Genomic DNA, 25,863 nt, shown 5'->3' with positions numbered 1-25,863 from the left:
ATGACCGTATACCGATACGGGCATGACAGCCGGGGGCGCCCGGCGTTACCGTCGTGGACGCGGAACACACGTACGGAGGAGGGGCCCGTGAGCGGCAAGCCGAGGGGTGAGCGGCACATAGGACTGCTGAACGGCTTCGCGGCCTACGGGATGTGGGGGCTCGTTCCGCTGTTCTGGCCCCTGCTGAAGCCCGCCGGGGCGCTGGAGATCCTGGCCCACCGGATGGTGTGGTCGCTGGTCTTCGTGGGGGCCGCCCTGCTCGTGCTGCGCCGCTGGGCCTGGGCCGGTGAGCTGCTGCGGCAGCCGCGCAGGCTGGGCCTCGTCGCGGTCGCCGCGACCTTCATCACCCTCAACTGGGGCCTGTACATCTGGTCCGTGAACTCCGGGCACGTCGTCGAGGCCTCACTCGGGTACTTCATCAACCCGCTGGTCACCATCGCGATGGGTGTGCTGCTGCTGAAGGAGCGGCTGCGGCCGGTGCAGTGGCTGGCCGTCGGGACCGGCGCCGCGGCGGTCGTCGTGCTGACCGTCGGCTACGGCCGGCCCCCGTGGATCTCCCTCGGCCTCGCCTTCTCCTTCGCCACGTACGGGCTGGTGAAGAAGAGGCTGAACCTCGGTGGCGTGGAGTCGCTGGCCGCCGAGACCGTGGTCCAGTTCCTGCCCGCGCTCGGCTTCCTGGTGTGGCTGAGCGCGCGGGGCGAGTCCACCTTCGCCGCCGAGGGCGCGGGGCACGCGGCGCTGCTCGTCTCGGCCGGGATCGTCACCGCGCTGCCCCTGGTCTGCTTCGGCGCTGCCGCCATCCGCGTGCCGCTGTCCACGATCGGCCTGTTGCAGTACCTGACGCCGGTCTTCCAGTTCCTCCTCGGCGTCTTCTACTTCCACGAGGAGATGCCGCCGGAGCGCTGGGCCGGGTTCGCACTGGTGTGGCTGGCGCTGACGCTGCTCACCTGGGACGCCCTGCGCGCCGCCCGCCGCGCCTCCCGCGCACTGACCAGCGAGATCAGCGTGCCCAGCACCACCAGGACCACCGGCACGGTCAGCGCCACCCGGAACGCCGACAGCGTGGCCTCGGGGCCGGACCCGGTGGACGCCAGGCCGTAGACGGCGGTCACCGCCGCGATGCCGATGGCGGAGCCGAACTGCGTGGCGGTGGTCAGCAGCCCGCCGGCCAGGCCCTGCTCCGACCCGGCGACCCCGTCCGTGGCCGCGATCGTCAACGGCCCGTAGGCCAGGGCGAAGGCGAGGCCCGAGAGGAACAGGGTGGGGAACATCGCGGCGTAGGACCAGTCCATGCCGACCGGCAGGAACAGCCCGTACGCGATCACGGCCAGGACGAAGCCGCCGACGATCACCTGGGCGTTGCCGAAGCGGGCGACCAGTCTCGGGGTGAGCGTCGGGGCGAGGACGGCGTCGACGCCCATGACGATCAGGGCCACCGCCGTCTGGAGGGGCGACCAGCCGCGGACTTCCTGGAGGTAGAGCGTCACGACGAACTGGAAGCCGAAGAAGGCGCCGAGGAAGAGCAGCGCCCCCAGATCGGCGCGCACGACCGCGCCCTGGCGCAGAATGCCGAGGCGGACGAGCGGATCCGGGCAGCGGCGTTCGACCACGACGAAGGCACCGGCCAGGACGAGCGCCGCGAGACCGGAGACCACGGTGAGCGGCCAGTCGTGCAAGCCGTGTTCGAGGCGTACGACCGTGTACGCGGCCAGCAGCATGGCGCCGACCGCGGTGATCACGCCGGGCAGGTCGAACCCGCGCCGACGCGCCGATGGGCCGTCCTGCCGGGGCACCAGCCGTACGGCCGCCACGAGCAGCGCCGCGGCCAGCAGCACCGGCGCGAAGAACACCCAGCGCCAGCCGAGCTCGGTGAGCAGACCGCCGATGACCAGGCCGAGGGAGAAGCCTGCCGCGCCCGTGCCGGCGAAGACCAGCAGGGCCTTGTTGCGCCGCGGGCCCTCCGCGTACGAGGTCGTGATCAGGGAGAGCGCGGCCGGGGTCATGAACGCGGCGGCGACGCCCGTGACGAAGCGGGCGACGACCAGCATCCAGCCCTCGGTCGCGAGGCCGCCGAGCCCCGAGAAGGCGAGGAAGACGGTCAGCCAGAGCAGGAACATCCGCCGCCGCCCGAGCAGATCGGCCGCCCGGCCGCCCAGCAGGGTGAAACCGGCGTACCCGAGCACATAGCCGCTCATCACCCAGGCCGCGGTGTCGGTGGCCAGCCCGAGGTCGGAGCGGATGGCCGGGATCGCCACCGCCATCATCGCGACATCGATGCCTTCGAGGAAGATCGTTCCACAGAGGACGCACAGCAGCGCCCAGGCCCGGGTGCCCATGGGCCAACGATCCTCTTGCCGGAATCCGTCAGGCAAGTGAGTTACGGGCGGGCCGCGGAGGCTACGGCGTCCTGGGAGCCTGCCGGGACCGGTGCGCCCGGGCCTTCTCGCGGTTGCCGCAGTGCTCCATCGCGCACCAGCGGCGGCGGCCCGGGCGGGAGGTGTCGACGAAGAGCAGGTAGCAGTTGTGGGCGCCACACTCGCGGACGCGGTGGGCGTGGGGACCGGTGAACAGGTCGATCGCGTCCCGGGCGACCGTGGAGAGCAGGTGGGCTCCGGTGGCGCCCGGGGCCCAGGCGCGGGTGCCGTCCGGCTCGATGCGGGCGACCAGCGGGAGCCCGGCCGCGGCGGCGTTGACGACGTCAAGGTGGGCGGCCCGCAGCGGGCGGCCGTGGGCGCGGTCGGCGGCGAGCGGGAACACGGCGTCGCGCAGGGTGCGCACGCGCTCCAGCTCGTCCTTGGTCACGGTGATGTCCAGGCCGTCCGGGAGACGGCTGCGTGCGGTCCAGGCGACCAGGTCGGCGGGCTCGTGCAGCACCTCGTAGCGCGCGAACTCCCCCGGGCCGCCCGTCGTCAGCAGCTCCAGGCACAGGGCGCCCGGGTCGAAGCGGAAGGCCTTCCCCTGGTGCGAGACCAGCGTCAGGCCGGGTGTCCGGTCCGGCGTTTCCCCTGCGCGTCCACTCACCTAACCAGTATAAGTGGTTACATGACACAGACCCCGGCATCTCCCGCGCCCGTGCACTGGAAGATCGTCATCGACGCGAACGAACCGCACGCGCAGGCCGACTTCTGGGCCGCCGCCCTCCGGTACGAGGTCGAGGACAACAGCGCCCTGATCGAGAAGCTGCTCGGCTTCGGCGCCCTGCCCGAAGAGGCCACGGTCGAGTTCCACGGCCGCCGCGCCTTCCGGGACCTGATCGCCGTACGGCACCCCGAGGACCCGTTCGAGGAGGAGAGCGGGACCGGGCTGGGGCGGCGGCTGCTGTTCCAGCGGGTGCCGGAGGCGAAGACGGTCAAGAACCGGCTCCACCTCGATCTGCACCCGGGCGAGGGGCGGCGCGAGGAGGAGGTGGCACGACTGGAGGGGCTCGGCGCGCGTGTGCTGCGGCGGGTGGCGGAGCAGGGCGGCGCGTGGGTCGTGATGGCGGACCCGGAGGGGAACGAGTTCTGCGTGCAGTGACCGTCCCGGGAACCGGCGGTCCGGCTCCTCATAATGCCCTGGCCGGATACGTCTCTTGACGGAGAGTCAGTAGCAGCTTCACCATCCAGGCACCCCATTCACTGTGGGCTGCCCGTGGACACCCCACGGGCTTCCCCATGGAATCCGGAGCCCCCACATGAAGCTCTCCGTTTCCGCGCGTGCCGTGGCGTCGGGTGCCGTGGCGACCGCCATGCTCCTGACGGGCGGTGCCGTGGCGGACGCCGCGTCCGCTCCCCCGAGACCGGCCGCCGCGCCCGACCTACCCCTGGCGGGCGTCAAGGCCCATCTGGCCCAGCTCCAGTCCATCGCCACTGCCAACGGCGGCAACCGCGCGCACGGCCGCCCCGGCTACAAGGCCTCGATCGACCACATCAAGGCGAAGCTGGACGCGGCCGGGTACACCACCACGGTCCAGCAGTTCACCGCCTCCGGCCGCACCGGCTACAACCTGATCGCCGACTGGCCGGGCGGCGACGCCAACCAGGTCGTGATGGCCGGCTCGCACCTCGACAGCGTCTCCTCCGGGCCCGGCATCAACGACAACGGGTCCGGCTCGGCCGCCGTCCTGGAGACCGCCCTCGCCGTGTCCCGGGCGCAGTACAAGCCCACCAAGCACCTGCGGTTCGCCTGGTGGGGCGCGGAGGAACTCGGCCTGGTCGGCTCCCGGTACTACGTCAACCGGCTGGCGACCGGCGACCGTTCGAGGATCGGCGCCTACCTGAACTTCGACATGATCGGCTCCCCGAACCCCGGCTACTTCGTCTACGACGACGACCCGGCGATCGAGAAGACCTTCAAGGAGTACTTCAGCGGCCTCGGCGTCCCGACCGAGATCGAGACCGAGGGCGACGGCCGCTCCGACCACGCGCCCTTCAAGAGCGCGGGCGTGCCGGTGGGCGGCCTGTTCACCGGGGCCAGCCGGACCAAGACGGCGGCGCAGGCGGCCAAGTGGGGCGGCACGGCCGGGCGGGCCTTCGACCGCTGCTACCACTCCTCCTGCGACACCACCGCGAACATCGACGACACCGCCCTGGACCGCAACAGTGACGCCGTCGCGTACGCGGTGTGGGAGCTGTCGGAGTAGCGGCGCCTACTGATTGCGGGCGCGTTCGGTCAGGCGGCCCATGCGGGCGCGGGCCGACTCCAGTTGCTCGATCTCCTCGGCGGCGGGGCCGTCCTCGGCGGCGAGTTCGGTCCACAGGCCGATCAGGTCCCGCCCCAGCTCCAGCCCCACCGCCGGGTCGCGCACGGCGCGCCAGGCGGTGGCCGCGCTCTGCACGTTGCCGTAGGCGGCCTCCGCGTCGCCCGTGCGGCGGCGGGCGCCGGCCAGGTCGAGGGAGAGGTGGAAGGCACGGAGCGGGTCGCCGGCCAAGTAGGAGATGTACGCGGTCAGTTCGCGCAGCCGGAGCACTTCGGGGTGCTCCGGCCCGAGCGTCCCCGACGCCTCCGCGACGGTCTGGTCCGCCAGCCCGGCCGCCGCGTCGATCCGGCCCTCCTTGACGGCCTCGTTGATCCGCGCGACCGGCTCCGCGAGGAGCGCGGGGGCGGTGGGGTCGCCCGGGGCGCCGAGGGGTTCGTCGCCGAGCACGGCCTCCGCGACGGCGTCGAAGCCCCGGGCGGGAGTCGGTTTGGCGTCGGCTTCGGCCGCGAGCAGCTCCGCTTCGGACATCGGCTCGGGTTCCCGCCTGCGGTGCGGACCCGGACCGGTTCCGGGGACGGGGAGCGGCCTGACGTCCATGAGCGGGGGCGGGCCGAACTCGCCGGTCGGGGGTGCGACGGTGCCGGGGGGCGTCGCGGCCGGGCCCGGCGGTGTGTCTTCCGGTTCGGGCTGCGGCGGCTCCGGTACGGCGCGCAGCTCGAACGTCGGTACGGGCTGATCGGCCGGCTGCGGTTCGGGCACGGCCCGCAGCGGGAACGTCGAGGCCGGGCCACGGTCCGGCTCCCTTACGGGGCGCAGGACGTGCGTGGCCCTGTCGTCCTGCGGGTGCCGCGGCTCCGGCGCGGACGGCTCCGGCGCGGCCGGTGTCGGCCCGGGCGGTGGCGGCACGGGCGGTTCCGTCACCGGCGTCTTCGCGGCGACGGCGTCCTCCGGCGGGGCCGTGCGGACCGGCTCCGCGGTGAAGCGGCTGGAGCCGTCCGGGTCGACCTGGAGCGGCACGACGTAGCCGATGCGCTCGTCGTGGATCGTGGCGACGACGGGATGGCCGGTGGCCAGGGCGATGTGGTGAAGGCGGTTCAGAACGGCCTGCTGGATCTCCTCGCCGGGAGCCGCGAAGACGGGGACGCCGCCGACCGACGCACCGTCGGAGGCACCTCCCGCGCCGGCTCCCGGCCCCGCTCCGGCCGGGTCCGCTCCGGCCACGGGGACGCGGACGTCGATCGGCGCCGCCGGGGTCGCCGCACGCGCGGCCTGCTTCTGTTCCCGCTTCTTCTCGCGGCTGAGTCGAGCCATCGTCCCCTCATTCGGCGTCGTCCTACAGTCGAGTGTGTCCGCTCGCTCCCGTTTCTCACGTCACCGCGGTGTCACAGGCTCGTCCCAAGGGTTCCAGGTCCCGGCATGGATCGTTCCGCTTGGCATGAGGATCGGCAGTACGAGGGAGGAGAGGGGCATGCAGACAGGCATGCGACAGGGGCCGGAGATCTGGATCCGCGGCCCGGTGACCGACCAGGATCCGGGGCCGCCGGAGCCCGCTCACGCCCATGCCGCGGCGCGGCGTTTCTCCTGGGTCGGCACCCACGGCGGCGCGGGCGTCTCCACCCTCGCCGCGGTCTACGGCGGTCATGACAGCGGCCGCGCCTGGCCCGGCCCGGGCGATCCGTCGTCGGTGCTGCTGGTCGCGCGGACGCACGCGGCCGGGCTGGACACGGCCGCCGGTGCCGTGGAGATCTTCCGGCGCGGTCAGGCCCCGCCCGGACTGGACCTCGACGCCGTCGTCCTCGTGGCGGACGCCCCGGGCCGGCTGCCGCGTCCGCTCGCCCAGCGGGTCAAGTCCCTGGAGTCGGTCATCGACGTGTACCGGGTGCCGTGGGTGCCGGCCTGGCGGCTGGGCGAGCTGGGGCGCCCGCCGCGCGAGACCTCGGCCCTGGTCCGGCTGACGGGAGCGGCGCACTGACGGCGGTGTCCCGGTCGGCCGGGGAGATCGCGGCGGGCGTACGGGCCCGGGAGCTGCGCGCGGTCGACGTGGCCGAGGCGGCGCTGGAGCGGATCGAGCGGGCCGATCCGGAGCTGTGCGCGTTCGTCGAGGTGTGGCGCGAGGAGGCGTTGCGGCGGGCGGGCGAAGTGGACACGCTGCTCGGCCGGCGGGCCGGGGATGTCCCCCGAAAGGGGGAAGCGCTGCCGCTGGCCGGGGTGCCGATCGCCGTGAAGGGGCGACACGGGCTGCGCGCGGCGGGGCCGCTGCTCGCGGCCGGTTGTGTCCCCGTGGGCGCGACCTCCGTACCCGGGCCGGGAACGCCCTGGCAGACCTGGGGGCTCGGCGCCCGCGGCCGGACCGTCAACCCGTGGCGGGCGGACCGTACGCCGGGCGGCTCGTCGGCCGGTGCCGCGGTGGCGGTGGCGGCCGGGCTGGTGCCGCTGGCGACGGGCGGCGACGGGGCCGGGTCGGTGCGGATCCCGGCGGCGTGGTGCGGGGTGACCGGCCTGAAGACCACGGCCGGACGGCTGCCCTCCGCCGACCGTACGGGGCTCGCCGTCCCCGGTGTGCTCGCCCGCTCGGCGTCGGACGCCGCGGCCTGGTGGCGGGTGGTGTCCCAGGAGCCGGTGCCGTCCGGCACACCGCTTCCCGTCACCGCCGTCTGGTCGTCCGACCTGGGCTTCGCCGGGCCCGACCCGGAGCCCGTCGCGCTCGCCCGGGCGGCGGTGCAGCGGCTGGCGGCGGCCGGTGTCGTACGGCTCGTACGGCCGCGGGTGCCGTTGCGGCTCACGGACCCCGGGCCCGCCTGGCTCGCCCTGCGCACCACGGGTGCCGATCGCGGCGAAGCCCACCGCGTCCGGGCGGAGAACGACCGGCGGCTGGCCGCACTGTTCGCCGAAGCGGAACTGCTGCTCACGCCGACCACGCCCACCCCACCGCACGGTCACGACGGCCCGGGCGACCGCTACTCCACCTCTCTCACCTGGGCGTTCAACCTCAGCGGGCATCCGGCGCTGAGCCTTCGGGCGGGCTTCGGCGAAGACGGCTGCCCGGCCGGGCTGCAGCTGGTGGCACAGCACGGGCGGGAGGCGCTGCTGCTGGCCGTGGCACGGGAGGCGGAGCTGCGCATCGGGAGCTGAGGACACCCCTGGCGGATTTAGATGCATACACATATGATGCAAGCGCGCGTAATTGACGCGCGCCTAATTTCTGGGGGACACCCATGACCCGTCGCTTCCTCTTCGTCCTGGGCAGCGCCCGTACCGACGGGAACACCGAGCTGCTGGCCCGCCGGGCCGCCGAGCAACTGCCCCCGGACGTCGAACAGCAGTGGCTCGACCTCGCCGAGCATCCGGTGCCCGACTTCGAGGACCTGCGGCACGCCGGCGACCACGTCCGCCCGACCGAGGGCAACGTGGCCCTGCTGCTCGACGCCACCCTCGCGGCCACGGACATCGTGATCGCCTCGCCCCTGTACTGGTACTCGGTCTCCGCGCACACCAAGCGTTACCTGGACTACTGGTCGCGCTGGCTGCGCACGCCCGGCCTCGATTTCAGGGCGACCCTGGCCGGACGCACCCTGTGGGGCGTCACCGCGCTCGCACACACGCAGCCGGAGGTGGCCGACCCGCTGGTCGGCACGCTCAACAACTCGGCCGCGTACCTGGGGATGCGGTTCGGCGGAGTGCTGCTCGGCAACGGCAGCAAGCCCGGTGACGTGCTGAACGACACCGAGGCACTGACCCGCGCCAAGACGTTCTTCGCGCAGGAGGCGCCCCTGGCCCGCTTCGTGTACGAGGACTGAGCTCTGTCAGGACTGAGCGCTACGCGGTGATGTCCTTCGTGGTGAAGCGCGCCCAGGCCGCCGAGCCGAACACCGCCGCGTACAGGGCCTGGAGGCCGAGGTTCTTCGCCAGGTCGTCCCAGTAGACGGGTTCGCGCATGAGGTCGGCGAAGGACAGCCAGTAGTGCGAGAAGAAGTACGGCTGGAGGGCGTGCAGTTGCGGGATCTGGTCGAGGATCTGGACCGTGATGAGCAGGCCGACGGTGGTCGCCATCGCCGCGATGCCGCTGCCCGTGAGCGTCGAGACGAACAGTCCGAGCGCGGCCACGCCGATCAGTGACGCGGCGACGGCCAGGGCGATCAGCAGGGCTCTGCCCAGCCCCTCGGCGAAGCTGATCTGCGTGCCGGAGATGGTCGTCAGATCGCCGAGCGGGAACAGCAGCGCGCCGACGGTCAGCGCCGAGACGGCCACCACGAGGGTGGCGGCCAGACAGAAGATGACGACGGTCGCGTACTTGGTGAGCAGCAGGCGGGTGCGGCCGGCCGGGGCGACCAGCAGGTAGCGCAGCGTGCCGGCGTTCGACTCGCCGGCGATCGCGTCGCCCGCGACGACACCGATCGCCATCGGCAGGAAGAACGGGAGAGTGGCGGCCAGCGCGGTGAAGACGAGGAACAGGCCGTTGTTGGTGATCTGCGAGATGAACGCCGGTCCCCCACCACCACCGCCGCCGGGCGACGAACCGTCACTCGTCTCCATCTTGACGGCGATGCCGACCAGGACGGGCACGCCCGCCAGCACGGCCAGCAGCGCGAGGGTGCGCCAGCGCCGGAAGGTTGTTGTGAGCTCGCTGCGCAGCAGCCCGAAGGTCCACAGCGGACTCACCGGCCGTACGGCCTCTGCGGCTTCAGCCTGCGACATCGAAACCCTCCCCGGTCAGCGCCACGAACGCGTCCTCCAGCGAGGCCCGTTCGACCGTGAAGCCGCGGACGCGCACACCGGCCGCGACCAGCGCGGCGTTCACGTCGGCGAGGTCGCGGTCCGGCGGTTCGCCGGTCACCCGGTCGTCCGTGACGACGACGTCGCCGACGCCCTGCTCCTTCAGCACCCGGGCCGCCTCCGCCGGGTCCGGCGTCGTCACCACCAGCCGGCCGCGCGCCCCGGCGGACAGCTCGGCGACCGCGCCCTGGGTGATCAGACGGCCCTGCGTCATCACGGCCGCGTGCGTGCAGACCTGCTCGATCTCGTCGAGCAGGTGGGAGGAGAGGAACACGGTCGTGCCGTCCGAGGCCAGCTCCCGTATCAGCGTGCGGATCTCGCGCATGCCCTGCGGGTCGAGGCCGTTGGTCGGCTCGTCGAGCACGAGCAGCCGGCGCGGCTGGAGCAGCGCGGCCGCGAGACCCAGGCGCTGTTTCATGCCCAGTGAGTAGGCCTTGGCCTTCTTGCCCGCGGCGGCCGTCAGGCCCACCCGGTCCAGCGCGGCGGCGACCCGGGCCTTCCGGGAGCGCGGATCGGCGGCCGGGTCGGCGGAGTCGTACCGGATGAGGTTGTCGCGGCCGGAGAGGAAGCCGTAGAGGGCCGGGCCCTCGATGAGGGCGCCGACGTGCGGCAGCACGGCGCGGGTGGCCCGGGGCATGGGCTGCCCGAGCACCGTCGCCGTGCCGGAGGTGGGCTCGATGAGGCCCATCAGCATGCGGATGGTGGTGGTCTTGCCGGAGCCGTTGGGGCCGAGGAAGCCGAAGACGCTGCCCGCCGGGACGGTCAGGTCGAGGCCGTCGACGGCGAGCTGTCCGCCGCGGTAGCGCTTGGTGAGCGCGCGGGTGGCGATGACCGGCTCTCCGGTCTCGGCCCGCGCGCCGCTGTGCTCCGGCTCCGCGGCGGACGGTTCGCCCATCGGCTTCCTCGTTCTCTCCACGTCCCGCAGGGGAGCGGGACTTACTTCCCGGCGTCGGCCGCCTTCACGAGCGCGTCCTTGGTGACCATGCCCACGTAGACCTTGCCGTCGTCCGTGATCAGGGCGTTGACCAGGCGGGTGGAGAAGACCGTGCCCGAGCCGAACTTGCCGGTGACCTTGTCGCCGAGCGAGTTCACGAAGCCGCCGAGGTCGCCGCCGGCCTCGCCGGAGGGCACGCCCTCGCCGCCGGTGTCGAAGGTGGCTATGGAGCTCCAGCCCTCGCCGATGGTCTTCATGCCGTCGAGGCCCTTGCCGAGGTCCTCCCCGGCCTTGGGGGCGTGTTCGCGCGGCCCGCCCTTCTCGAAGCCCTTGCCGAAGTCCTTGTCGGAGCCCTTGCCGGAGCCCTTGCCGGCGTCCTTCTCCTCGGTGACCTTCGCGCCCTTGGGCGGGGTGAAGTCGAAGGTCGACGCGGTCGGCTTGGTGAAGCTGACCTGGGTGAAGCCCGCGTCGACGACGGCGGCGCCGCCGCTCGTCGGGGTCAGCGTGAACTTCAGCGGCATGCCGGTCTTCGCGTCCACGGCGACGGTGACCGCGCCGACGGTCGAGCCGGACTGCTTGGGCTTGATGACCAGCTTGTAGGCGTCCCGGCCGGCGACCTGGGCGGTGCCGTCCACGGTCACGGAGGTCGTGTCGTCGGTGGCCTTCAGGGCCTCCTCGGCGAAGTCCTTCGGCGTGGCCGGCGGCTGCTGGTCCTTCCCGCGCTCCGGGCTGTCGGAGGCGGTGCCGTGGTAGACCTCGTTCGACTTGCTGTCGTAGCCCCAGACGTCCTTGCCGTTGTGGACGATGCTGTACTCGGCGGCGTTCTCCAGCAGCGACAGCTTCTGCTTGTCCGGGCCGTCGGCCGCGACGCGCAGGGTGTGCGTGCCGGAGGCCAGTTCCGTGAGCTTGGCCGTCGGGTCGGCGGAGGAGCCGCCCTGGTCCGGGCTCGCGGCACCGGACATCAGGCTGCTCTCCAGCCCGCCGAGGTCCGGCAGGCCGAGGTCCGTGCTGATCTTCACCGTGCCGGACAGCTGCTCCACGTCCGACTTGGCGATCTTCTCGATGAGCTGCTGGGCGGTGATCTTCGGGAGGTCGGGGTCACCGGAGTCGGCGAGTGCGGGGACCAGCCCGATCGTCGCGGCCGCCACCCCGATCACCGTGACCGGGACGACGTACCGCGCGGCTTTGCGCCGCCCGGAGCGCTGCTCGTCGACCTCCCCGGCGGTCGTGCTGTCGTCGGATGCGTACGGTGCCATGTGTGCCCTACCTCCGTGATCGGCGGCGGCTGTCCGTGTCGTGCACGCACTCGTCCCTGAGCCGCCATTCTCACCCGAACTGGTGAGGAGTGGTGCTTTCCGTGGTGACTATCTGACCAAATCGGCCGGCGAGATACGTCAGACCCCGGGCTCAACTCCACGTACTGCTGCGGTATGACACGAGAGGGCGGCTTCTCCCTCGACCCGTAGGGGTCGTGGGGGAAAAACGCGCTAGCCGGCCCGGTGCACCACCGCGTCGGACAGCTCCACCAGTGCCGTCTTCGCGGCGCACTCGGGCAGCGGCGCCAGTGCCGAGCGGGCGTCCTGGGCGTAGCGGACGGTGTCCTGCCGGGCCTGTTCCAGGGCCGGGTGGGCCCGCAGCAGGCGCAGGGCCTCGGCGTGCCGGTCGTCGTCGGTGAGGTCGGAGTCCAGCAGCTCGCACAGGGCGATGTCGTCCGCGAGCCCGAGCCGGGCCGCGCGCTCGCGCAGCCGCAGCACCGGCAGCGTGGGGATGCCCTCGCGCAGGTCGGTGCCGGGCGTCTTGCCGGACTCGTGGGAGTCGGAGGCGATGTCCAGGACGTCGTCCGCGAGCTGGAAGGCGACGCCGAGCCGTTCGCCGTACTGGGTCAGCACGTCCACGACCGTGTCGTCGGTACCGGACATCATCGCGCCGAACCGGCACGACACCGCCACCAGCGAGCCGGTCTTGCCGCCCAGCACGTCCAGGTAGTGCTCGACCGGGTCGCGGCCGTCCTGCGGTCCGGCCGTCTCCAGGATCTGCCCGGTCACCAGCCGCTCGAACGCCTCGGCCTGCACCCGCACCGCCTCCGGGCCCAGGTCGGCCAGGATGTGCGAGGCGCGGGCGAAGAGGAAGTCACCGGTGAGGACCGCGACGGAGTTGCCCCAGCGGGCGTTCGCGCTCGCCACCCCGCGCCGCACGGTGGCCTCGTCCATCACGTCGTCGTGGTACAGCGTGGCGAGGTGGGTCAGCTCCACGACGACGGCCGACGGCACGATCCCGGGCGCGTACCGGTCGCCGAACTGGGCGGCGAGCATCACGAGCAGCGGACGGAACCGCTTGCCGCCGGCCCGGACCAGGTGCTGGGCGGCCTCCGTGATGAAGGGCACCTCACTCTTGGTGGCCTCGAGCAAGCCTTCCTCGACAGCCGCCAACCCGGCCTGGACATCGGCTTCCAGAGCCTGGTCCCGCACGCTCAGCCCGAACGGCCCGACGTCGGTCACGAGGGGTCTCCTGTCTGCTGGTGTCTGCCGGTGATTACGCGGTTTGTCGATAGGTCGCTGCCATCACTCGAGTCAGCGTATCCGGTCACGTTTCGATCACCACCAGCGCCCGGGGTTACAGGCCGGGTGGTATCCGATCACGACCGCAATGTTTTCGATCAGCTCATAAGAGCAGACATTTATCGACTTACCAGGTGATAGCGAGCTATGCACGATTTGCCGTGTTGGATAAGCGAATTCCCCTAGGTGCAAATTGCCCCACGGACTCGTGATCAGTGAGTTGAATCACGTTATCCCCTGTGACGCCCCACTCCGGCACCGACCCGTACCTCCTTCCGCCGTACGCAAGTTGAGCCTTGGCTTCAGCAAAGGATCAAGCGCCTCATAACCCCCTGACCAAGGTCAACCGCGCGATATGTGACTCCGGTGCTTGTTCCCGACATGTGCTCTCGCATACGTTCCGGGCCTGTCCGGCGGACGCCGAATCCTGCCACCGCCAGGACTCCCCACACGAACCCACTCACTCACGCAGGGCAGGAGCGGGGGACCCAGGTAAGTCGCCGGTCCGCGCAGCGGAACGGCTCGGGGTGAAGCCGCGTACGGCACACAGCGCCGTAGGCGGCCGGGCACCTCCCGGCCCGAACCCGACAGCTCACCTCGCAGGCGCCGGAGAGGAACATCGCCATGCCTCGAGGCAAGCACCGTCGCACCAGAACCAGTCAGCTCACCCGTCGTGTCGTGGCCGCCGGCACCGGCGGAGCGGCCCTCGCCCTGCCGCTGATCGGCGCGACGCAGGCCAGCGCCGCCCAGCCGGCTCAGAGCGCACCCACCGTCGCGCAGTCCGTGCCGCAGGCGGCCCAGCCCGCCACATCCCTCACGTACACCGTCGCCAAGGGCGACTCGCTCGCCCGCATCGCGGACAAGTACGACGTGTCGGGCGGCTGGAAGCAGCTCTACAAGGACAACCGCGCCGCCGTCGGCGACAACCCGCAGCTGATCCACCCGGGTCTGAAGCTCAAGGTGAAGTCGGCCAAGGCGGACGCCGCGAAGAAGACGGCGACCAAGTCCTCCGCCCCCGCCAAGCCGGCCGCGAAGCCCGCCGGTGGCGTCGCCCAGGCCACCCAGGCCTCCGCGAAGACCTACCCGAACAACCTGGACGGCTGGATCCGCGAGGCGCTGGACGTCATGGCGCAGAAGGGGATTCCGGGTTCGTACGACGGCATCTACCGCAACATCATGCGCGAGTCGTCCGGCAACCCCCTGGCGATCAACAACTGGGACTCGAACGCCGCCCAGGGCACGCCGTCCAAGGGTCTGCTCCAGGTCATCGACCCGACCTTCGCCGCCTACCACGTGGCCGGCACCTCCTTCGACCCGTACGACCCGGTCGCCAACATCACGGCGGCCTGCAACTACGCGGCGGCCCGCTACGGCTCGATCGACAACGTCAACGGCCCGTACTGAGCCGTCCCGCCCAGCAGTCGTTCGAGGACGACGGCGATGCCGTCGTCCTCGTTCGACAGGGTGATCTCGTCGGCCACGGCCTTGAGTTCGGGATGCGCGTTGGCCATGGCGACGCCATGGGCGGCCCAGTCGAACATCGGGATGTCGTTGGGCATGTCACCGAAGGCGATGGTGTCCGCCGGCCGCAGCCCCAGGTGCTCGGCGGCCAGCGCCAGGCCGGTGGCCTTGGTGATGCCGCACGGCTGGAGCTCGACGGTGCCGGGCCCCGACATCGTCACCGTCGCCAGTGAACCGACCACCGCGCGGGCCGTCGCCGCCAACTCGTCGTCCGTCAGACTGGGGTGGCGCAGCAGCACCTTGCTGATGGGCTCGCCCCACAGGTCGTCGCGCCGGTCGACCCGTACCGCCGGCAGGGTCGGGTGCGGCATGAGATAGCCGGGCTCGATGAGCGTGAGGCCGTCGACCCCGTCCTGGTCGACCGCGGCGTACACCTGCCCCACCTCGGCCTCGATCTTGCCGAGGGCGGTCTCCGCCAGCTCCCTGTCCAGGGTGATGGACCACAGCAGCCGGTCCGCGCCGGCGTCGTACACCTGCGCGCCCTGCCCGCACACCGCGAGCCCCGTACAGCGGAGGTCGTCCAGGAGCGGCCGCACTCTCGGCGCCGGCCGGCCCGTCACCACGAGGTGCTGGGCACCGGCGTCCCTCACCCGCGTGAGCGCGGCGAGGGACCGGTCGGACAGGGTGTCGTCGCCGCGCAGCAGCGTCCCGTCCAGGTCGGTGGCGATGAGTGAATATGCGATGGGTGCGGCCATGATCAGAGAATACGGACAGCGCGCCCCTCCGTTTCATCGCGCGGCGCACGCCGATTGCCCGGTTGAAGGCCTCTGCACCAGTTGGCAACAACATGGTCCGCTACCTACCGCCGGGGGCGTCTCGGGCGGTACCTTCCAAGTGTCCAGGGGGGACTTGATCGGGGGGTCGAGTTGAGCAGTGGGCGTGTTCGTGTGGCTGTGCCCGGGGAGCTCGGCGAGGGGGAGAAGGAGCGCTGGCGCGCGCTGCGCGCGGCGTCGGAGACACCGCGCAACCCCTTCATGGAACCGGAGTTCACCGCGGCCGTCGGGCTGGTGAGGCCGCAGGCGCGGGTCGCGGTGGTGTACGAGGGGCTGGAGCCGGCCGGCTTTCTGCCCCATGAGCGGGGCCCGTTGGGGCAGGGCCGGGCGATCGGGCTCGGTGTCTCGGACGCGCAGGGCGCGATCCTGCGGCCCGGCCTGCGTCTGGACACGGGCGAACTGCTGCGGGGCTGCTCGCTGTCGAGCTTCGCCTTCGACAACCTGGAGGCCGAGCAGCGGCTGTTCGTCCGGTACGCGGCCGAGGAGCACGCCACCTACGTCATCGACGTGGAGAAGGGCTACGAGACGTACGAGTCGGTGCTGCGCGCCCAGTCGCCGAAGTTCCTGAAGACCACCCTGGCCAAGGAGCGCAGGCTGGGCCGGCAGGTCGGCGAGCTGCGGTTCGTCTTCGACGAACGCGAGCCGGCCGCGCTGCGCACGCTCATGGAGTGGAAGTCGGCGCAGTACCGCAGGACGGGCCGCCGGGACCGGTTCGCCCAGGAGTGGATCACCCGGCTCGTGGGGCGGCTGGCCGAGACCCGGGCACCGGAGTGCACCGGCACGCTGTCCGTGCTGTACGCCGGCCGGCGGCCGCTGGCCGCGCACTTCGGACTGCGTTCGGCGTCGGTCCTGGCCTGCTGGTTCCCGGCCTACGACCCGGAGTTCGCGAAGTACTCGCCGGGTCTGGTGCTGCACCTGCGCATGGCCGAGGCGGCGGCCGCCGAGGGCATCGGCATGCTCGACCTGGGGCGGGGCGCGGCCGAGTACAAGGACGCGCTGAAGACGGGCGAACTGCCCGTGTACGAGGGTGCGGTGACGCGTCCGGGGGCGGGCGCGGTGCTGCACTGGCTGGGCCGCGAGCCGGCGCGCCGCGCGCACAGCTTCGTCCGCGGCAGGCCGCGGCTGGCGGCGCTGGCCGCGCGGACCCTGAAGGGCGCGGCCCGGCTGCGCCGTACCTGACGACGATCCTGACGACGAGGGGGGAGGGGCCCCATGGCCCGTTCGGCACGGGCGCAGGAGGAGATACGGCGGTTCCTGGACATCGAGGCGGTACAGGTCGCCGAGCTGGACCTCGACGGTGACGAAGCGGTGCTCAGACCGGGCCCGGGGAGCCCGCCGGTGACGCACGGCGAGGTGTTCGTGCTGGTCAGACGGGGCGGGCGGCCCGTGGGGACGCTGCTCGGGCGGGTGCCGGAGGGGCCGGACGCGAAGGCGGTGCTCGCGGAGCGGGCGAAGGCGGTGCTCGGGGAGCGGGCGCGGTCGTGGCAAGCTCCCGAGGTCTGCGAGCCTCCGTACGCGAGTGTCGTCGTCGCGACCCGGGAGCGTGCCGGGCAGCTGGCCCGGGCGCTGGACTCGCTGCTGGCGCAGGACCATCCGCGGTTCGAGATCGTCGTCGTGGACAACGCTCCGGTGACGAGCGAGACGCGGGAGCTCGTCGAGCGGAAGTACGCCGAGCGCGTGCGGTACGTCCGCGAGCCGGTGCCCGGCCTCGCGGTCGCGCACAACACGGGCCTCGCGGCCGCGCGCGGCGAGGTCGTCGCCTTCACGGACGACGACGTGGTCGCCGACCCGCGCTGGCTGACCGAGCTGACCGCGCCCTTCGCCGCCGACCCCGGGCTCGGGTGCAGCACCGGGCTGATCCTGCCCGCGCGGCTGACCACCCCGGCCCAGGTGCTGCTGGAGAGCCACGGCGGCTTCGCGAAAGGCTTCACTCCAAGGACGTACGACCCGGCGCGGCCGCCGGGCGACGAGCCGCTGTTCCCGTTCACGGCGGGGCGGTTCGGCTCCGGTGCCAACATGGCCTTCCGGACGGCCGTCCTGCGTTCCGTCGGCGGTTTCGACCCGGCCACCGGTGCCGGCACGGCCGCCCGGGGCGGCGACGACCTCTACGGCTTCGTCCGTGTCCTCGCCGAGGGCCACCGGCTGCGCTACACCCCGTCCGCACTGGTGTGGCACCACCACCGGGAGACCTGGCAGGACCTTCAGACCCAGGCGTACGGCTACGGCGCCGGCCTCACCGCGTATCTCACCGCGGTGCTGGTGAACCGGCCCGCGCTGCTGCCGGCGTTCCTCGCGAAACTGCCCCGGGGCCTCGCCCGCGCCCGCGCGCTGACCGCCGTCCGCGCGACGGAGGGCGGCGGGGCGCCGGGCGACCACGACACGCGGACGCATCCCTGGCCGCGGCGGCTGTCGCGGTTGCAGCGCCGGGGGATGGTGTACGGACCTGTCGGCTACCTGCGCGCGCGGCGGGCGCTTCGCACGCGTGGTGAGGGGGCGGGATGAGGACGTCGGCACGTACGCGGGACGAGGGGCAGGGGGACGGCAGAGGCCGGGCGGAGCGGGGTGCGCAGGACGCCGAGGGGCCGATATCGCCACCGGGTGCGGTCGGCTCCCCGGCCATCCCGGTCTTCCTGTACCACTCCGTGATGGATGATCCGCCCGGCTGGATCGCCGAGTTCACGGTCACGCCGAAGCAGTTCGCCGCGCATCTCGACGCCGTGGTCCGCAGCGGCCGTACGCCCGTCACGATCAGCGCGATCGCCGACCATCTGACCGGGCGCGCGCCCCTGCCGCCCCGGCCCGTGCTGCTCACCTTCGACGACGGCTTCGCCGACCTGCCCGGCCCCACCGCCGAGGCGCTGGCGAAGCGGGCGCTGCCCGCCACCGCCTATCTCACCACCGGCGCCATCGCCCCGGGCGGCCGCAGTCTGCTGCCGCCCGCGCCGATGATGACCCTGGACCGGGCGGCGGAGCTGGAACGTCACGGCATGGAGATCGGCAGCCACACGGTCACGCACGCGCAGCTCGACACCCTGTCCGGCAAGGACCTGGCGTACGAACTGCGCTCGTCGAAGGCCGTGCTGGAGGACGCCCTCGGACACGAGGTCCGCCATCTCGCCTATCCGCACGGCTACAACAGCCCGCGCGTGCGGGCGATGTCGGCCCGGGCCGGCTACGAGACGGCGACCGCCGTGCGGCACGCGCTCAGTTCCGACCGCGACGAGCGCTACCGCATCGCCCGGCTCATCGTCCGGCGTACCCACACCGTCGCCGACGTCGAGGCCTGGCTGGCGGGTGCGGGCGCCCGGGTCGCGCCGTACCGGGACGGGCCGAAGACGATCGCCTGGCGGTGGTACCGGCGGGCCCGCGCGGTGGTGCACGGGCCCGAGTTCGCGGGCTGAGGGTGCTGAGGGGTCATTTCAGCGGCTGGTTGAAGTAGGGCTCGGCGACCGCCTTGCGCAGGCTGTCCCAAGCCGCGTCGTTCGCCACGGCCAGGTTGCAGTGCGGCCCGGGGTCGCGGTAGTTCCACTGGAGGGCCGCCTTGACGCCGTCCAGGCCCTTCAGCACGCCGGGCACCTGCGCGTACCACTCGGCCTGCCGCTGCGGGCGGGAGGGGTCCGCGGCGGTGCCGAACTCCGAGAGCATGAGCGGCTTGTCGTCGGAGATGTGCTCGCGGATCCAGTCGTGCACGGAGTGCTGCGTCTGCGCGAAGGTGCGCCAGCCCGTGTTGTGGCAGCGGTAGTAGTTGTACTGGTTGTAGCCGATCCAGTCGACGTACTCGTCGCCGGGGTACATCCGCTTCATCTCGTCGGCGTGGTCGAGGTAGCCGGTGGTGATCCACGTCCACACCACGTTGTCGACGCCCAGTTCGCGGAACCGGTCGTGGATGTGCCGGTACGCCTTCACGTACTCGGCGGGGGTGCCGTTGGCCGGGGTGCGGGTGTCCATCTCCAGGTCGAAGGAGAGGAACACCTTCTTGCCGTAGTCCTTGACGCGCTCGGCCTGGACGTCGATGACGGTACTGTCCAGCTCGCCGGAGGCGATCTGCTTCCAGGTCGGCTGCTGCTCCTTCGTGCCGCCCCACCACTTGCTCTCCCAGGACAGCAGCAGCAGGTGGTCCTCGCCGACGCGCTGCTCCTCCGGCGTGAGCAACTGGCCCTCGCGGCGGGTGCCTTCGGGCAGGGACATGTCGTGGTACGTGTACACGATGTCGAGTTCGCGGCCGACGCGCTTCTCGTAGGCGCGCACCTTATCCGGCAGGTCGTCCCGCTCGTGCGGCACGAACGCCCCGAACCAGGCGCCGCAGGGCGGTTCCAGGAGCGCCGTGGGGCGGCAGTCCGCCTGGGAAACGGTGGCTCCCTGGTCCGGCCCGGAGGCGTTCCGGAGGGCGAGTACGCCGACCAGGACCGCGCTGACGATCGTGGCGGACGTGATCAGCAGACGGCGCCGGCTCGATGTGAACGGGCCGGCGGACGGCTGCTCCTGGTGTAACTGCGGCCTCCTGCGGTGCTGTCCGGTCGTGGTCGGCTTGCGGCGAAAGGGACGGTGCGGACGGTTGAACCTCACTGAGCAGAACCCTTCGGTGTCCTCGGTGTCGTCCTCGGCGGCGGGGAGGCGCGCAGCGGCGGACAGAACGCGGCGAGTGTGGTCAGCAGCGTCAGTGTCAGCAGGACCCGCTGTGCGCTGAAGGCGTGCGTGGCGATCAGCACGGTCGCGACGAGCATCACGGCGCCGATGCTGAGGAACAGCACCAGCATCAGGCGCTCCAGCAGGCCGGAGTGGCGGGCGAAGCCCGGGTCCCGGCGCTCGACGGGACCTTCGGCGGGCCGCTCCCCGAGCGCGGGAGCGCAGACTCTGACCATGGCCGCGCCCGGGCCCGCCGCCAGGAAGAGGGCGACGGCGGCGCCCCGCAGCGGCGATCCGCCGGGCAGGGCGAGGGCGGCGAGCGCGAGCCAGCCACTGAACGGCGGCAGCATCCGGACCACGAGTTCCTGCGGCGTCATCGCTCCGCTCCCCCGCCCTGTTTCAGTACGTAGAGCCATCCGGCGCTGTTCTCCGCCACGAGCTGGAAGCGTGGTGAGGCGGCGACGGACTTCTGGATGCGGTCCAGCTGCGCCCGGTCGAGCTGTCCGTTCATCTCTGAGTTGGCCGACTGGCCCTGGGTGAGCAGGAAGTAGGCCCGGGCCGGCCGCTCGACCCCGGCCATGTCACCGGCGAGTGTGCCGGCCGGGTTCCGGACGATCCGGTCGACGTGGCTGCGGGCGTCGTCCAGGAACCAGTAGTGGTCGACGCTCCAGTAGGAGGCGTACGCGAGCGGGTAGTTGCGGTTGGCCGCCACGACGAGCGAGCCGTCGGGCGCCTGGTCGAAGAGCTGCCTTACGAGGGCCACTTCCTGTGGCGGGAAGTAGTTGATCCGGTCCTTGCCCGAGTAGGCCGGGACGAACGCCAGGGTTCCGCCGAGCAGCGCGGCCAGCCCCGCCCAGGTGCCGAGCCCACGTCTGCGGGTCGTCAGGGGGGCGGCCTGCCGGTTGCCGGCCTCCTTCGCGGCGGCGTCGGCGGCCAGCGTGCGGACCTTGGGCAGCAGCGCGGCGGCGGCGAAGAACGCGGCGCCGGGCAGCATGAACAGCAGCACCCTGAAGATCATCTCGCTGCCGTAGCTGCTCGCCGCGAACATCGGCAGCGGGGCCGCCGCGATCAGCAGCAGGGGCCGGGCCCGGTGCCGCAGCACCCGTTGGCGCAGGACGCCGACGGCCGCGAGCAGCAGGACCGAGGCGGACAGCAGCCGGGCCGCCCAGGAGGTGGCGATCGCTCCGGTGCCGGTCGGGGTGGCGCCGTACCCCGTCTCCACGTTGGCGCCGACGTCACCGACGGAGCGGATCATGTCCGGCATCGCCGCGGACAGGAAGGGCAGCGCGGCCGTCAGACACCAGGCCAGGAAGATCACGACGGTCGTGACCACCGGGACCCAGTCGCGGTAGCGGCGGCTCAGGCACAGGGCGAGAAGGCAGACGACCAGCATGCCCGGGGTGAGCTGGTGGGAGATGACGATCGCCACGACCATGACGACGAGCATCACCGTCCACACGGCCTGCCGGGGCCGCCCGCCCCGCACGGCGGACCTGCCGAAGCGGCGCAGGACCAGGGCCAGGACGCCGACATGCAGCGCGTAGGCCACGGACTGGGGGGAGAAGTAGTCCTGGCCGACCCAGTTGGCGACGTAGAAGAGCCAGACCGCGGTCCAGATCAGCCGTCGGTCCTCGGTGAAGGTGCGGTAGATCAGCAGCAGCGGGAGCAGCAGCATCAGGCTGGAGACCAGGGGCCACCAGGCCATGAACATCGCCGCCGAGTCCACGCCCAGCAGCCGCATCAGGGCGGCCTGTGCGGCGAAGAAGCCGGGCCACTGGTCGTACACCGCCATGTCGCCGACCTGGTCGGCCGTCTGCAGACCGCCTGCCGTCAGCAGATGGTCGATGACCGCCTCGTGCTTCCACGCCCAGGCGTACAGCGGGGTCGGGTAGAGCACGGCCTGCGTGGCCCGCTCCATCACCAGCAGCCCGAGGACGTACGCCGCAGCCCAGGCGCCCGCCCGGCGCGGATCGCGGACCGTGAACCAGAAGCCGGTGGTGAGCACGACGAGGCCGGCCCAGAAGGCCGGGTGCAGCGCGGTGACCAGCCCGTAGTCGTCGAGCCGCGAGACGTCGGTGTGCCGCATGGCGTACGCCCACAGGGCGAGCGCGACGAGCAGCGGAACGCCGGGCCAGGTCAGGGCGCGCCGCCCGGACCAGGCGGGGGGCAGGTCGGACAGATCCGTCACGGGCTCATGGGCCGGACTCGACGACTCCGAGGACGAGGAGCTGGAGGACTGGCCGGCGGTCTCGGGGCTGCTGCCGGGGGTGCTCACGCCGTCCCGTGCCGGTGTGGGTTCCGGCGTGGCTCTCCCCCTCGGAGTTACTGGCGGACGCACGGTGGTTCCCCCCTGGCGGTTCGGCTCTCTTGGGCTCTCTTAGGTCCTGTTCGGCCCTGTTCGGCTCTCTTCGGCTCTCTCTGGAGCTTGGTCAGGCGCTGGGTCGGTCGTTGGGACTTCTGCGGTGCCCTGGCCCCAGGGCCGACGCGGCACGGCGGCACAGCGGCAGGAGCAGGACGAGTACGACGAGGACGGCGAGCAGGGGCGGCGCGACCGGTGCGAGCGCCTCACGCCACACCCAGCCGCCGACCGCGACGAGATACAGAACCCCCCAGCGCCCCGGCCACGGCAGCCGTCCGCCCGCGCTCGCGAGCAGCAGCCACAGCGGTACGAGACACAGCAGCTGGCAGACCGGCGGCGCCCAGCGGAGCAGCGGCTCGGGCCCGTCGAGCCCGACCGCGTCCGCGAGGAAGCCGGCCGTCTTCTCATACAACGCCCCGTCCACCGGCCGCGGTTCCCGCCCGAGGGCGGCCGGTGCGGCGTACAGGGCGAGCAGGGCGGCGTACAGCGCCGCGCCGGGCAGCCACGGGTCGCGCCGGGTGCACAGCGTGACAGCGGCGACGAACACCACGAGCAGCAGGCCTCCCGCGGTGAGCGACGGCAGCGGCAGGCCGTCCAGCAACTGGCGCCCGGTCAGTGCCGCTTCGGTGGCGTGGTCGAGCCGGGGCAGGTCGCGCAACGGCGCCCAGAAGAAGACGGTGGCGACGCCGAGCAGGCTCCAGAGGGCGCCTCTCAGCCGCCGCTCCTGCGGCTCCTGGTCCGGTTCCGCGACCTCGTGGTGCGGTGGCTCCCTGGTCGGCCCTTCCGGCCGCACGATCAGCGCCAGCGTGTCCGCCTGGAGCGCCTCCCGTTCGTATCCGGGACGCCCGATGAACAGCGTGACCGTGTCCTCGTCGCCCTCCTTGGGCTGGTGGGCGGCCCGGCGGGCCCAGGTCGTGCCGTACCCGGCGGTGGCGTTCAGCTTCGCCCAGCGGGTGCCGTAGGAGGAGTGGGAGGCGTCGGCGGGCGTACGGGCCGCGGGCGCGCTGTCGTTGTGCCGCAGGGCCGCGCGCAGCCCGGCCGTGGAGACGACGGCGATCAGCGTCATGCTCAGCAGCACCGCCCAGCCGGCGCCCGCGATCCCGGCCGGGGTGAACAGCACGGCCGCGCTGCCCAGCACCAGGGCGCACATGGCGCCTTGGAGCGCGGCGAGCACACCTGTGCGCCCCTGCACGCGCAGTACGCCGATGTACAACTCCACCACGACCCGGGGCAGCGCGCCGAGGGCGAGCAGCCGCAGCACGGTCGAGCCGTGCTCGGCGTAGTCCGGGCTGAAGGGCGTGAGGATGTACGGGGCGAAGAGGACCAGCACCAGCACGACCGGGACCAGCAGCAGCGTCATGCGCCGCAGGGCGCCCCGGACGCCGTCGGCGAGCTGCCGGGGGTCGTGGGAGGCGTGCGCGGTGAGGGACGAGGCCATGTTGATGGCCATGAACTCCATCGTGCCGCCGACCGTGTACGCCACGTAGAAGTAGCCGTTCTCCGCGGCGCTGAAGCGGACCGCGACCATCACCGGCAGCAGGTTGATCATCGCCAGGCTGAACAGCGCGCCCAGCGAGTCCCCGGCCAGGAAGCGGCCCATGTCGCGGAGTTTCGGGGGCTCCTTCTCGCGGTCGAGCTCGGCCTGGCGCGGGATGAGCCGGCGGAAGATCAGCCAGCCCAGCGGCAGGGTGGAGAACGCGATCGCCACCGCCCAGGAGACGAAGATGCCGAGGACGGGCAGCGTGCCGGCGAAGACGGCCAGCAGGCCCAGTTTCCCGACCGAGAACACCGCGTTCCCGGCCGGCACCCACTCCGCCTTGCGCAGTCCGGTGAGCACCCCGTCCTGGAGCGTGAGCAGCGCCCAGGCCACGCACGCCGCGGCGAACACCGCGCCCGCCATGGGCGTGCCCAGCGGGGCGTACGACGCCCCCCACGCGTCGAGCGTGAGCAGGAAGACGGCGGCGGCGAGCGCCACGACCAGCGAACTGGCCGCGTACATGCCCCACACCAGGCGCCCGGTCTCCCGGCCCGCGCGGGGGACGAAACGCACGACGGCGCCGATCATCGTCGTCGCCGTGATGCTGGCGAGGAGCCGCATCGCGGCGATGGCGGCGGAGCCCTGGCCGACGGCCTCCTCGGAGTAGTAGCGGGCGGCCACCAGCCAGAAGCCCAGGCCCAGGACGGCGGACACGCCGGTGCTGAGCATGAGGAAGTAGGCGTTCTTGAACAGCGAGTCGTGCGTGTGCTCGTCGGCGGCAGGCTTCGGTCCGCCGTCGGCGCGCGTGGCGGCGGGCTCGTGCACCTGGATCTCAGCCACGGAATTGACCCAGCCCTCCCGGTGCCGGCCTGCCGCGCGGTGGCTTTCCCGGCGCCTCGGCCGGCCGTGCCCCGGACCGCTCCAGCACCTCCACGACCGTCCGGGCCCGCAGCGGGTCCACGGGCAGCGCGTGCCGCGCGAACCAGCGGGCCGCCTCGGGGGCCGGTGAGAGGTCGGTGAACCGCTCGCCGGCGTAGTCGTCCAGGGGCGGGTCGTAGAGGTAGCCGACGATGATGCCCCGCCGTGCCAGGGCCGCGATCGCCGCGTCCCGGTCGGCCACGAACAGCGGGACGCGGAACAGCGGCTGCGTGCCGTGCCCGTCACGGGTCTTGGCCCAGGGTGTGGACAGCAGCAGCTCCGTGCCCGCCCGGCAGGCGTCCAGCACCTCGTCCAGCCGGTCGAGCCTGCGCCCGACGCGCCGCAGCCGCAGCCGGCCGGACTCCTGGCGGTAGTCGTGCATGTCGACGCGTACCCAGGGGTGGTGGGCGTCGAGCCCGGGCGCGTGGCGGGCGGCCCGCGCGAGTTCGTCCGGGCGCAGCGGCATCCGGATCTCCTCGCGGTCCGCCAGCCCCAGCAGCCGGATCGCGGCCCAGGCGGCGCGCCGCAGCCGCAGCCCGCGCACCGCCGCCTCCGCGTACGGCCGGATCCCATAGGCCAATTCGGAGCCCTGCCGGCGCGGCGTGAGCAGCCCCGCGCAGGTCTTCTCCACCGCGTCCCGCAGCCCCGGGTCGGCGAGGGAGAGCATGCCCCCGGCCTTCGCCCCGACGTGCTTGGACAGGCTGAACACGGAGGCCTCGCCCCACGCCCCGACCGGCCGGTCCCCCACCCGGCTGCCGATGGCGTGCGCCGCGTCCTCGAACAGCGGGATCCCCAGCGCGTCGCACTTCCGCCTGAGACTCGGTGCCGGGTCCGGGTTCCCGTACAGGTTCGTCGTGAGCACGGCGGACACCGATCTCCACGTCTCGTCCGGCACGGCATCGATGTCGATGGACGCGTCGAGCGGGTTCAACGGCGCCTGCACCGGGCGCAGTCCGGCCGCGAGCACGACGAAGAAGATGACGTCGTCGTTGACCGGCGACATCAGCACGCGTCCGCCGGGCGGGCACCAGTGGCGCAGCGCCACGTACAACCCGAAACGGCACGACGGTACATACACGCATTCCCGGCCGAGCCGCACGCGCATGGTCTCTTCCAGCCGCTTCGGCTGCACGCCACGCCGCACCGAGCCCGCGCCGGCCTCCCCAATGGCCATCCGCCCCCCTGGTGTGCCATCGGAACGCCCCCTCCCCGAGGCCTTCCGGCACCCGCCCAGAGTCGCCCCGTT

At 72.5% G+C, this 25,863-nt stretch carries 22 protein-coding genes, 1 pseudogene and 1 riboswitch; of the genes and pseudogenes, 10 read left to right on the top strand and 13 right to left on the bottom strand.

Going from position 1 to position 25,863, the window contains the following annotated elements; genetic code table 11:
• Positions 1-87 precede the first annotated feature (87 nt).
• Positions 88-1,101, top strand: coding sequence for an EamA family transporter RarD (rarD, locus tag QF034_RS24105; protein WP_307176915.1), 1,014 nt, complete (start codon positions 88-90; stop codon positions 1,099-1,101).
• 32 nt (positions 1,102-1,133) lie between these two features.
• On the opposite strand, the pseudogene QF034_RS24100 reads toward rarD, so the two are convergent.
• Together QF034_RS24100 and QF034_RS24095 are read right to left on the bottom strand one after the other, a co-directional pair.
• Positions 1,134-2,336: pseudogene (locus QF034_RS24100) on the bottom strand (MFS transporter); the annotation flags it as partial.
• A 61-nt stretch (positions 2,337-2,397) separates the two neighbouring features.
• Positions 2,398-3,021 carry a CGNR zinc finger domain-containing protein gene (locus QF034_RS24095; protein ID WP_307176914.1) on the bottom strand — a complete coding sequence of 208 codons (624 nt, stop codon included), beginning with the start codon at positions 3,019-3,021 and terminating at the stop codon, positions 2,398-2,400.
• A gap of 21 nt (positions 3,022-3,042) precedes the next feature.
• On the opposite strand from QF034_RS24095, the gene QF034_RS24090 reads away from it, so the two are divergent.
• Complete coding sequence (locus QF034_RS24090) at positions 3,043-3,516, top strand: VOC family protein (protein ID WP_307176913.1); 474 nt, start codon at positions 3,043-3,045, stop codon at positions 3,514-3,516.
• 157 nt (positions 3,517-3,673) lie between these two features.
• Positions 3,674-4,621: a M28 family metallopeptidase gene (locus QF034_RS24085; RefSeq protein WP_307176912.1), complete on the top strand. Its 948-nt coding sequence runs from the start codon at positions 3,674-3,676 to the stop codon at positions 4,619-4,621.
• Positions 4,622-4,627: 6 nt separating this feature from the next.
• On the opposite strand, the gene QF034_RS24080 is transcribed toward QF034_RS24085, so the two are convergent.
• Positions 4,628-5,989: a tetratricopeptide repeat protein gene (locus QF034_RS24080; RefSeq protein WP_307176911.1), complete on the bottom strand. Its 1,362-nt coding sequence runs from the start codon at positions 5,987-5,989 to the stop codon at positions 4,628-4,630.
• Between the two features lie 157 nt (positions 5,990-6,146).
• Here QF034_RS24080 and QF034_RS24075 point away from each other — a divergent pair, with 157 nt between their 5' ends.
• From QF034_RS24075 to QF034_RS24065, 3 genes are all read left to right on the top strand, one after another.
• A complete protein-coding gene (locus tag QF034_RS24075; protein WP_307176910.1) occupies positions 6,147-6,650 on the top strand; it encodes a DUF6668 family protein in 504 nt (167 codons plus the stop codon).
• Between the two features lie 5 nt (positions 6,651-6,655).
• Complete coding sequence (locus QF034_RS24070) at positions 6,656-7,810, top strand: amidase (RefSeq protein WP_307176909.1); 1,155 nt, start codon at positions 6,656-6,658, stop codon at positions 7,808-7,810.
• A gap of 83 nt (positions 7,811-7,893) precedes the next feature.
• A complete protein-coding gene (locus tag QF034_RS24065; protein ID WP_307176908.1) occupies positions 7,894-8,475 on the top strand; it encodes a flavodoxin family protein in 582 nt (193 codons plus the stop codon).
• Positions 8,476-8,494: 19 nt separating this feature from the next.
• Here QF034_RS24065 and QF034_RS24060 read toward each other — a convergent pair whose 3' ends face one another.
• From QF034_RS24060 to QF034_RS24045, 4 genes are all read right to left on the bottom strand, one after another.
• Entirely contained in the window at positions 8,495-9,373 is an 879-nt protein-coding gene (locus QF034_RS24060; protein WP_307176907.1) for an ABC transporter permease, read from the bottom strand.
• Positions 9,360-10,346, bottom strand: coding sequence for an ABC transporter ATP-binding protein (locus QF034_RS24055; RefSeq protein ID WP_307176906.1), 987 nt, complete (start codon positions 10,344-10,346; stop codon positions 9,360-9,362). The genes QF034_RS24060 and QF034_RS24055 overlap by 14 nt, the downstream gene beginning before the upstream one ends.
• Before the next feature lie 41 nt (positions 10,347-10,387).
• On the bottom strand, positions 10,388-11,641 hold the full coding sequence (locus QF034_RS24050; protein ID WP_307176905.1) for a LolA family protein: 1,254 nt from the start codon (positions 11,639-11,641) through the stop codon (positions 10,388-10,390).
• Positions 11,642-11,872: 231 nt separating this feature from the next.
• Positions 11,873-12,883, bottom strand: a complete 1,011-nt coding sequence (locus QF034_RS24045) for a polyprenyl synthetase family protein (RefSeq protein WP_307176904.1) — start codon at positions 12,881-12,883, stop codon at positions 11,873-11,875.
• Between the two features lie 507 nt (positions 12,884-13,390).
• Positions 13,391-13,564, top strand: a riboswitch (cyclic di-AMP (ydaO/yuaA leader).
• A gap of 3 nt (positions 13,565-13,567) precedes the next feature.
• On the opposite strand from QF034_RS24045, the gene QF034_RS24040 reads away from it, so the two are divergent.
• On the top strand, positions 13,568-14,347 hold the full coding sequence (locus QF034_RS24040) for a LysM peptidoglycan-binding domain-containing protein (RefSeq protein ID WP_307176903.1): 780 nt from the start codon (positions 13,568-13,570) through the stop codon (positions 14,345-14,347).
• Here the strand turns inward: QF034_RS24040 and QF034_RS24035 are convergent.
• Positions 14,311-15,159: an HAD family hydrolase gene (locus QF034_RS24035; protein WP_307176902.1), complete on the bottom strand. Its 849-nt coding sequence runs from the start codon at positions 15,157-15,159 to the stop codon at positions 14,311-14,313. The genes QF034_RS24040 and QF034_RS24035 overlap by 37 nt on opposite strands.
• A gap of 192 nt (positions 15,160-15,351) precedes the next feature.
• On the opposite strand from QF034_RS24035, the gene QF034_RS24030 reads away from it, so the two are divergent.
• The 3 genes from QF034_RS24030 to QF034_RS24020 all read left to right on the top strand — a co-directional run bounded on the left by QF034_RS24030 (position 15,352) and on the right by QF034_RS24020 (position 18,638).
• Positions 15,352-16,416: a GNAT family N-acetyltransferase gene (locus tag QF034_RS24030; protein ID WP_307176901.1), complete on the top strand. Its 1,065-nt coding sequence runs from the start codon at positions 15,352-15,354 to the stop codon at positions 16,414-16,416.
• A gap of 33 nt (positions 16,417-16,449) precedes the next feature.
• A complete protein-coding gene (locus QF034_RS24025; RefSeq protein WP_307176900.1) occupies positions 16,450-17,739 on the top strand; it encodes a glycosyltransferase family 2 protein in 1,290 nt (429 codons plus the stop codon).
• A 143-nt stretch (positions 17,740-17,882) separates the two neighbouring features.
• Entirely contained in the window at positions 17,883-18,638 is a 756-nt protein-coding gene (locus tag QF034_RS24020) for a polysaccharide deacetylase family protein (protein ID WP_307179961.1), read from the top strand.
• Positions 18,639-18,651: 13 nt separating this feature from the next.
• Here QF034_RS24020 and QF034_RS24015 read toward each other — a convergent pair whose 3' ends face one another.
• From QF034_RS24015 to QF034_RS23995, 5 genes are all read right to left on the bottom strand, one after another.
• On the bottom strand, positions 18,652-19,803 hold the full coding sequence (locus QF034_RS24015) for a glycoside hydrolase family 26 protein (protein WP_307176899.1): 1,152 nt from the start codon (positions 19,801-19,803) through the stop codon (positions 18,652-18,654).
• Positions 19,800-20,240 carry a hypothetical protein gene (locus QF034_RS24010; RefSeq protein WP_307176898.1) on the bottom strand — a complete coding sequence of 147 codons (441 nt, stop codon included), beginning with the start codon at positions 20,238-20,240 and terminating at the stop codon, positions 19,800-19,802. The genes QF034_RS24015 and QF034_RS24010 overlap by 4 nt, the downstream gene beginning before the upstream one ends.
• Positions 20,237-22,138 (bottom strand): glycosyltransferase, encoded by a 1,902-nt coding sequence (locus tag QF034_RS24005; protein ID WP_307176897.1) that lies wholly within the window; start codon positions 22,136-22,138, stop codon positions 20,237-20,239. The genes QF034_RS24010 and QF034_RS24005 overlap by 4 nt, the downstream gene beginning before the upstream one ends.
• A 154-nt stretch (positions 22,139-22,292) precedes the next feature.
• Complete coding sequence (locus QF034_RS24000) at positions 22,293-24,539, bottom strand: lipopolysaccharide biosynthesis protein (protein WP_307176896.1); 2,247 nt, start codon at positions 24,537-24,539, stop codon at positions 22,293-22,295.
• Complete coding sequence (locus QF034_RS23995; protein WP_307176895.1) at positions 24,532-25,791, bottom strand: DegT/DnrJ/EryC1/StrS family aminotransferase; 1,260 nt, start codon at positions 25,789-25,791, stop codon at positions 24,532-24,534. The genes QF034_RS24000 and QF034_RS23995 overlap by 8 nt, the downstream gene beginning before the upstream one ends.
• Positions 25,792-25,863 lie beyond the last annotated feature (72 nt).

The sequence above is a fragment of the Streptomyces africanus genome (assembly GCF_030816955.1).
GTDB classification, from domain to species: Bacteria; Actinomycetota; Actinomycetes; order Streptomycetales; family Streptomycetaceae; genus Streptomyces; species Streptomyces africanus.
This window is presented reverse-complemented; position numbering and strand designations above follow the sequence as displayed.

Bases quoted from the DNA above. Each gene is read 5' to 3' on its own strand.
- QF034_RS24040 (WP_307176903.1), top strand. From the start codon at position 13,568: ATGCCTCGAGGCAAGCACCGTCGCACCAGAACCAGTCAGCTCACCCGT.
- QF034_RS24065 (WP_307176908.1), top strand. From the start codon at position 7,894: ATGACCCGTCGCTTCCTCTTCGTCCTGGGCAGCGCCCGTACCGACGGG.
- QF034_RS24020 (WP_307179961.1), top strand. From the start codon at position 17,883: ATGGATGATCCGCCCGGCTGGATCGCCGAGTTCACGGTCACGCCGAAG.
- QF034_RS24075 (WP_307176910.1), top strand. From the start codon at position 6,147: ATGCAGACAGGCATGCGACAGGGGCCGGAGATCTGGATCCGCGGCCCG.
- QF034_RS24085 (WP_307176912.1), top strand. From the start codon at position 3,674: ATGAAGCTCTCCGTTTCCGCGCGTGCCGTGGCGTCGGGTGCCGTGGCG.
- QF034_RS24055 (WP_307176906.1), bottom strand. From the start codon at position 10,346: ATGGGCGAACCGTCCGCCGCGGAGCCGGAGCACAGCGGCGCGCGGGCC.
- QF034_RS24035 (WP_307176902.1), bottom strand. From the start codon at position 15,159: ATGGCCGCACCCATCGCATATTCACTCATCGCCACCGACCTGGACGGG.
- QF034_RS24050 (WP_307176905.1), bottom strand. From the start codon at position 11,641: ATGGCACCGTACGCATCCGACGACAGCACGACCGCCGGGGAGGTCGAC.
- QF034_RS24060 (WP_307176907.1), bottom strand. From the start codon at position 9,373: ATGTCGCAGGCTGAAGCCGCAGAGGCCGTACGGCCGGTGAGTCCGCTG.
- QF034_RS24025 (WP_307176900.1), top strand. From the start codon at position 16,450: ATGGCCCGTTCGGCACGGGCGCAGGAGGAGATACGGCGGTTCCTGGAC.
- QF034_RS24010 (WP_307176898.1), bottom strand. From the start codon at position 20,240: ATGACGCCGCAGGAACTCGTGGTCCGGATGCTGCCGCCGTTCAGTGGC.
- QF034_RS24090 (WP_307176913.1), top strand. From the start codon at position 3,043: ATGACACAGACCCCGGCATCTCCCGCGCCCGTGCACTGGAAGATCGTC.
- QF034_RS23995 (WP_307176895.1), bottom strand. From the start codon at position 25,791: ATGGCCATTGGGGAGGCCGGCGCGGGCTCGGTGCGGCGTGGCGTGCAG.
- QF034_RS24080 (WP_307176911.1), bottom strand. From the start codon at position 5,989: ATGGCTCGACTCAGCCGCGAGAAGAAGCGGGAACAGAAGCAGGCCGCG.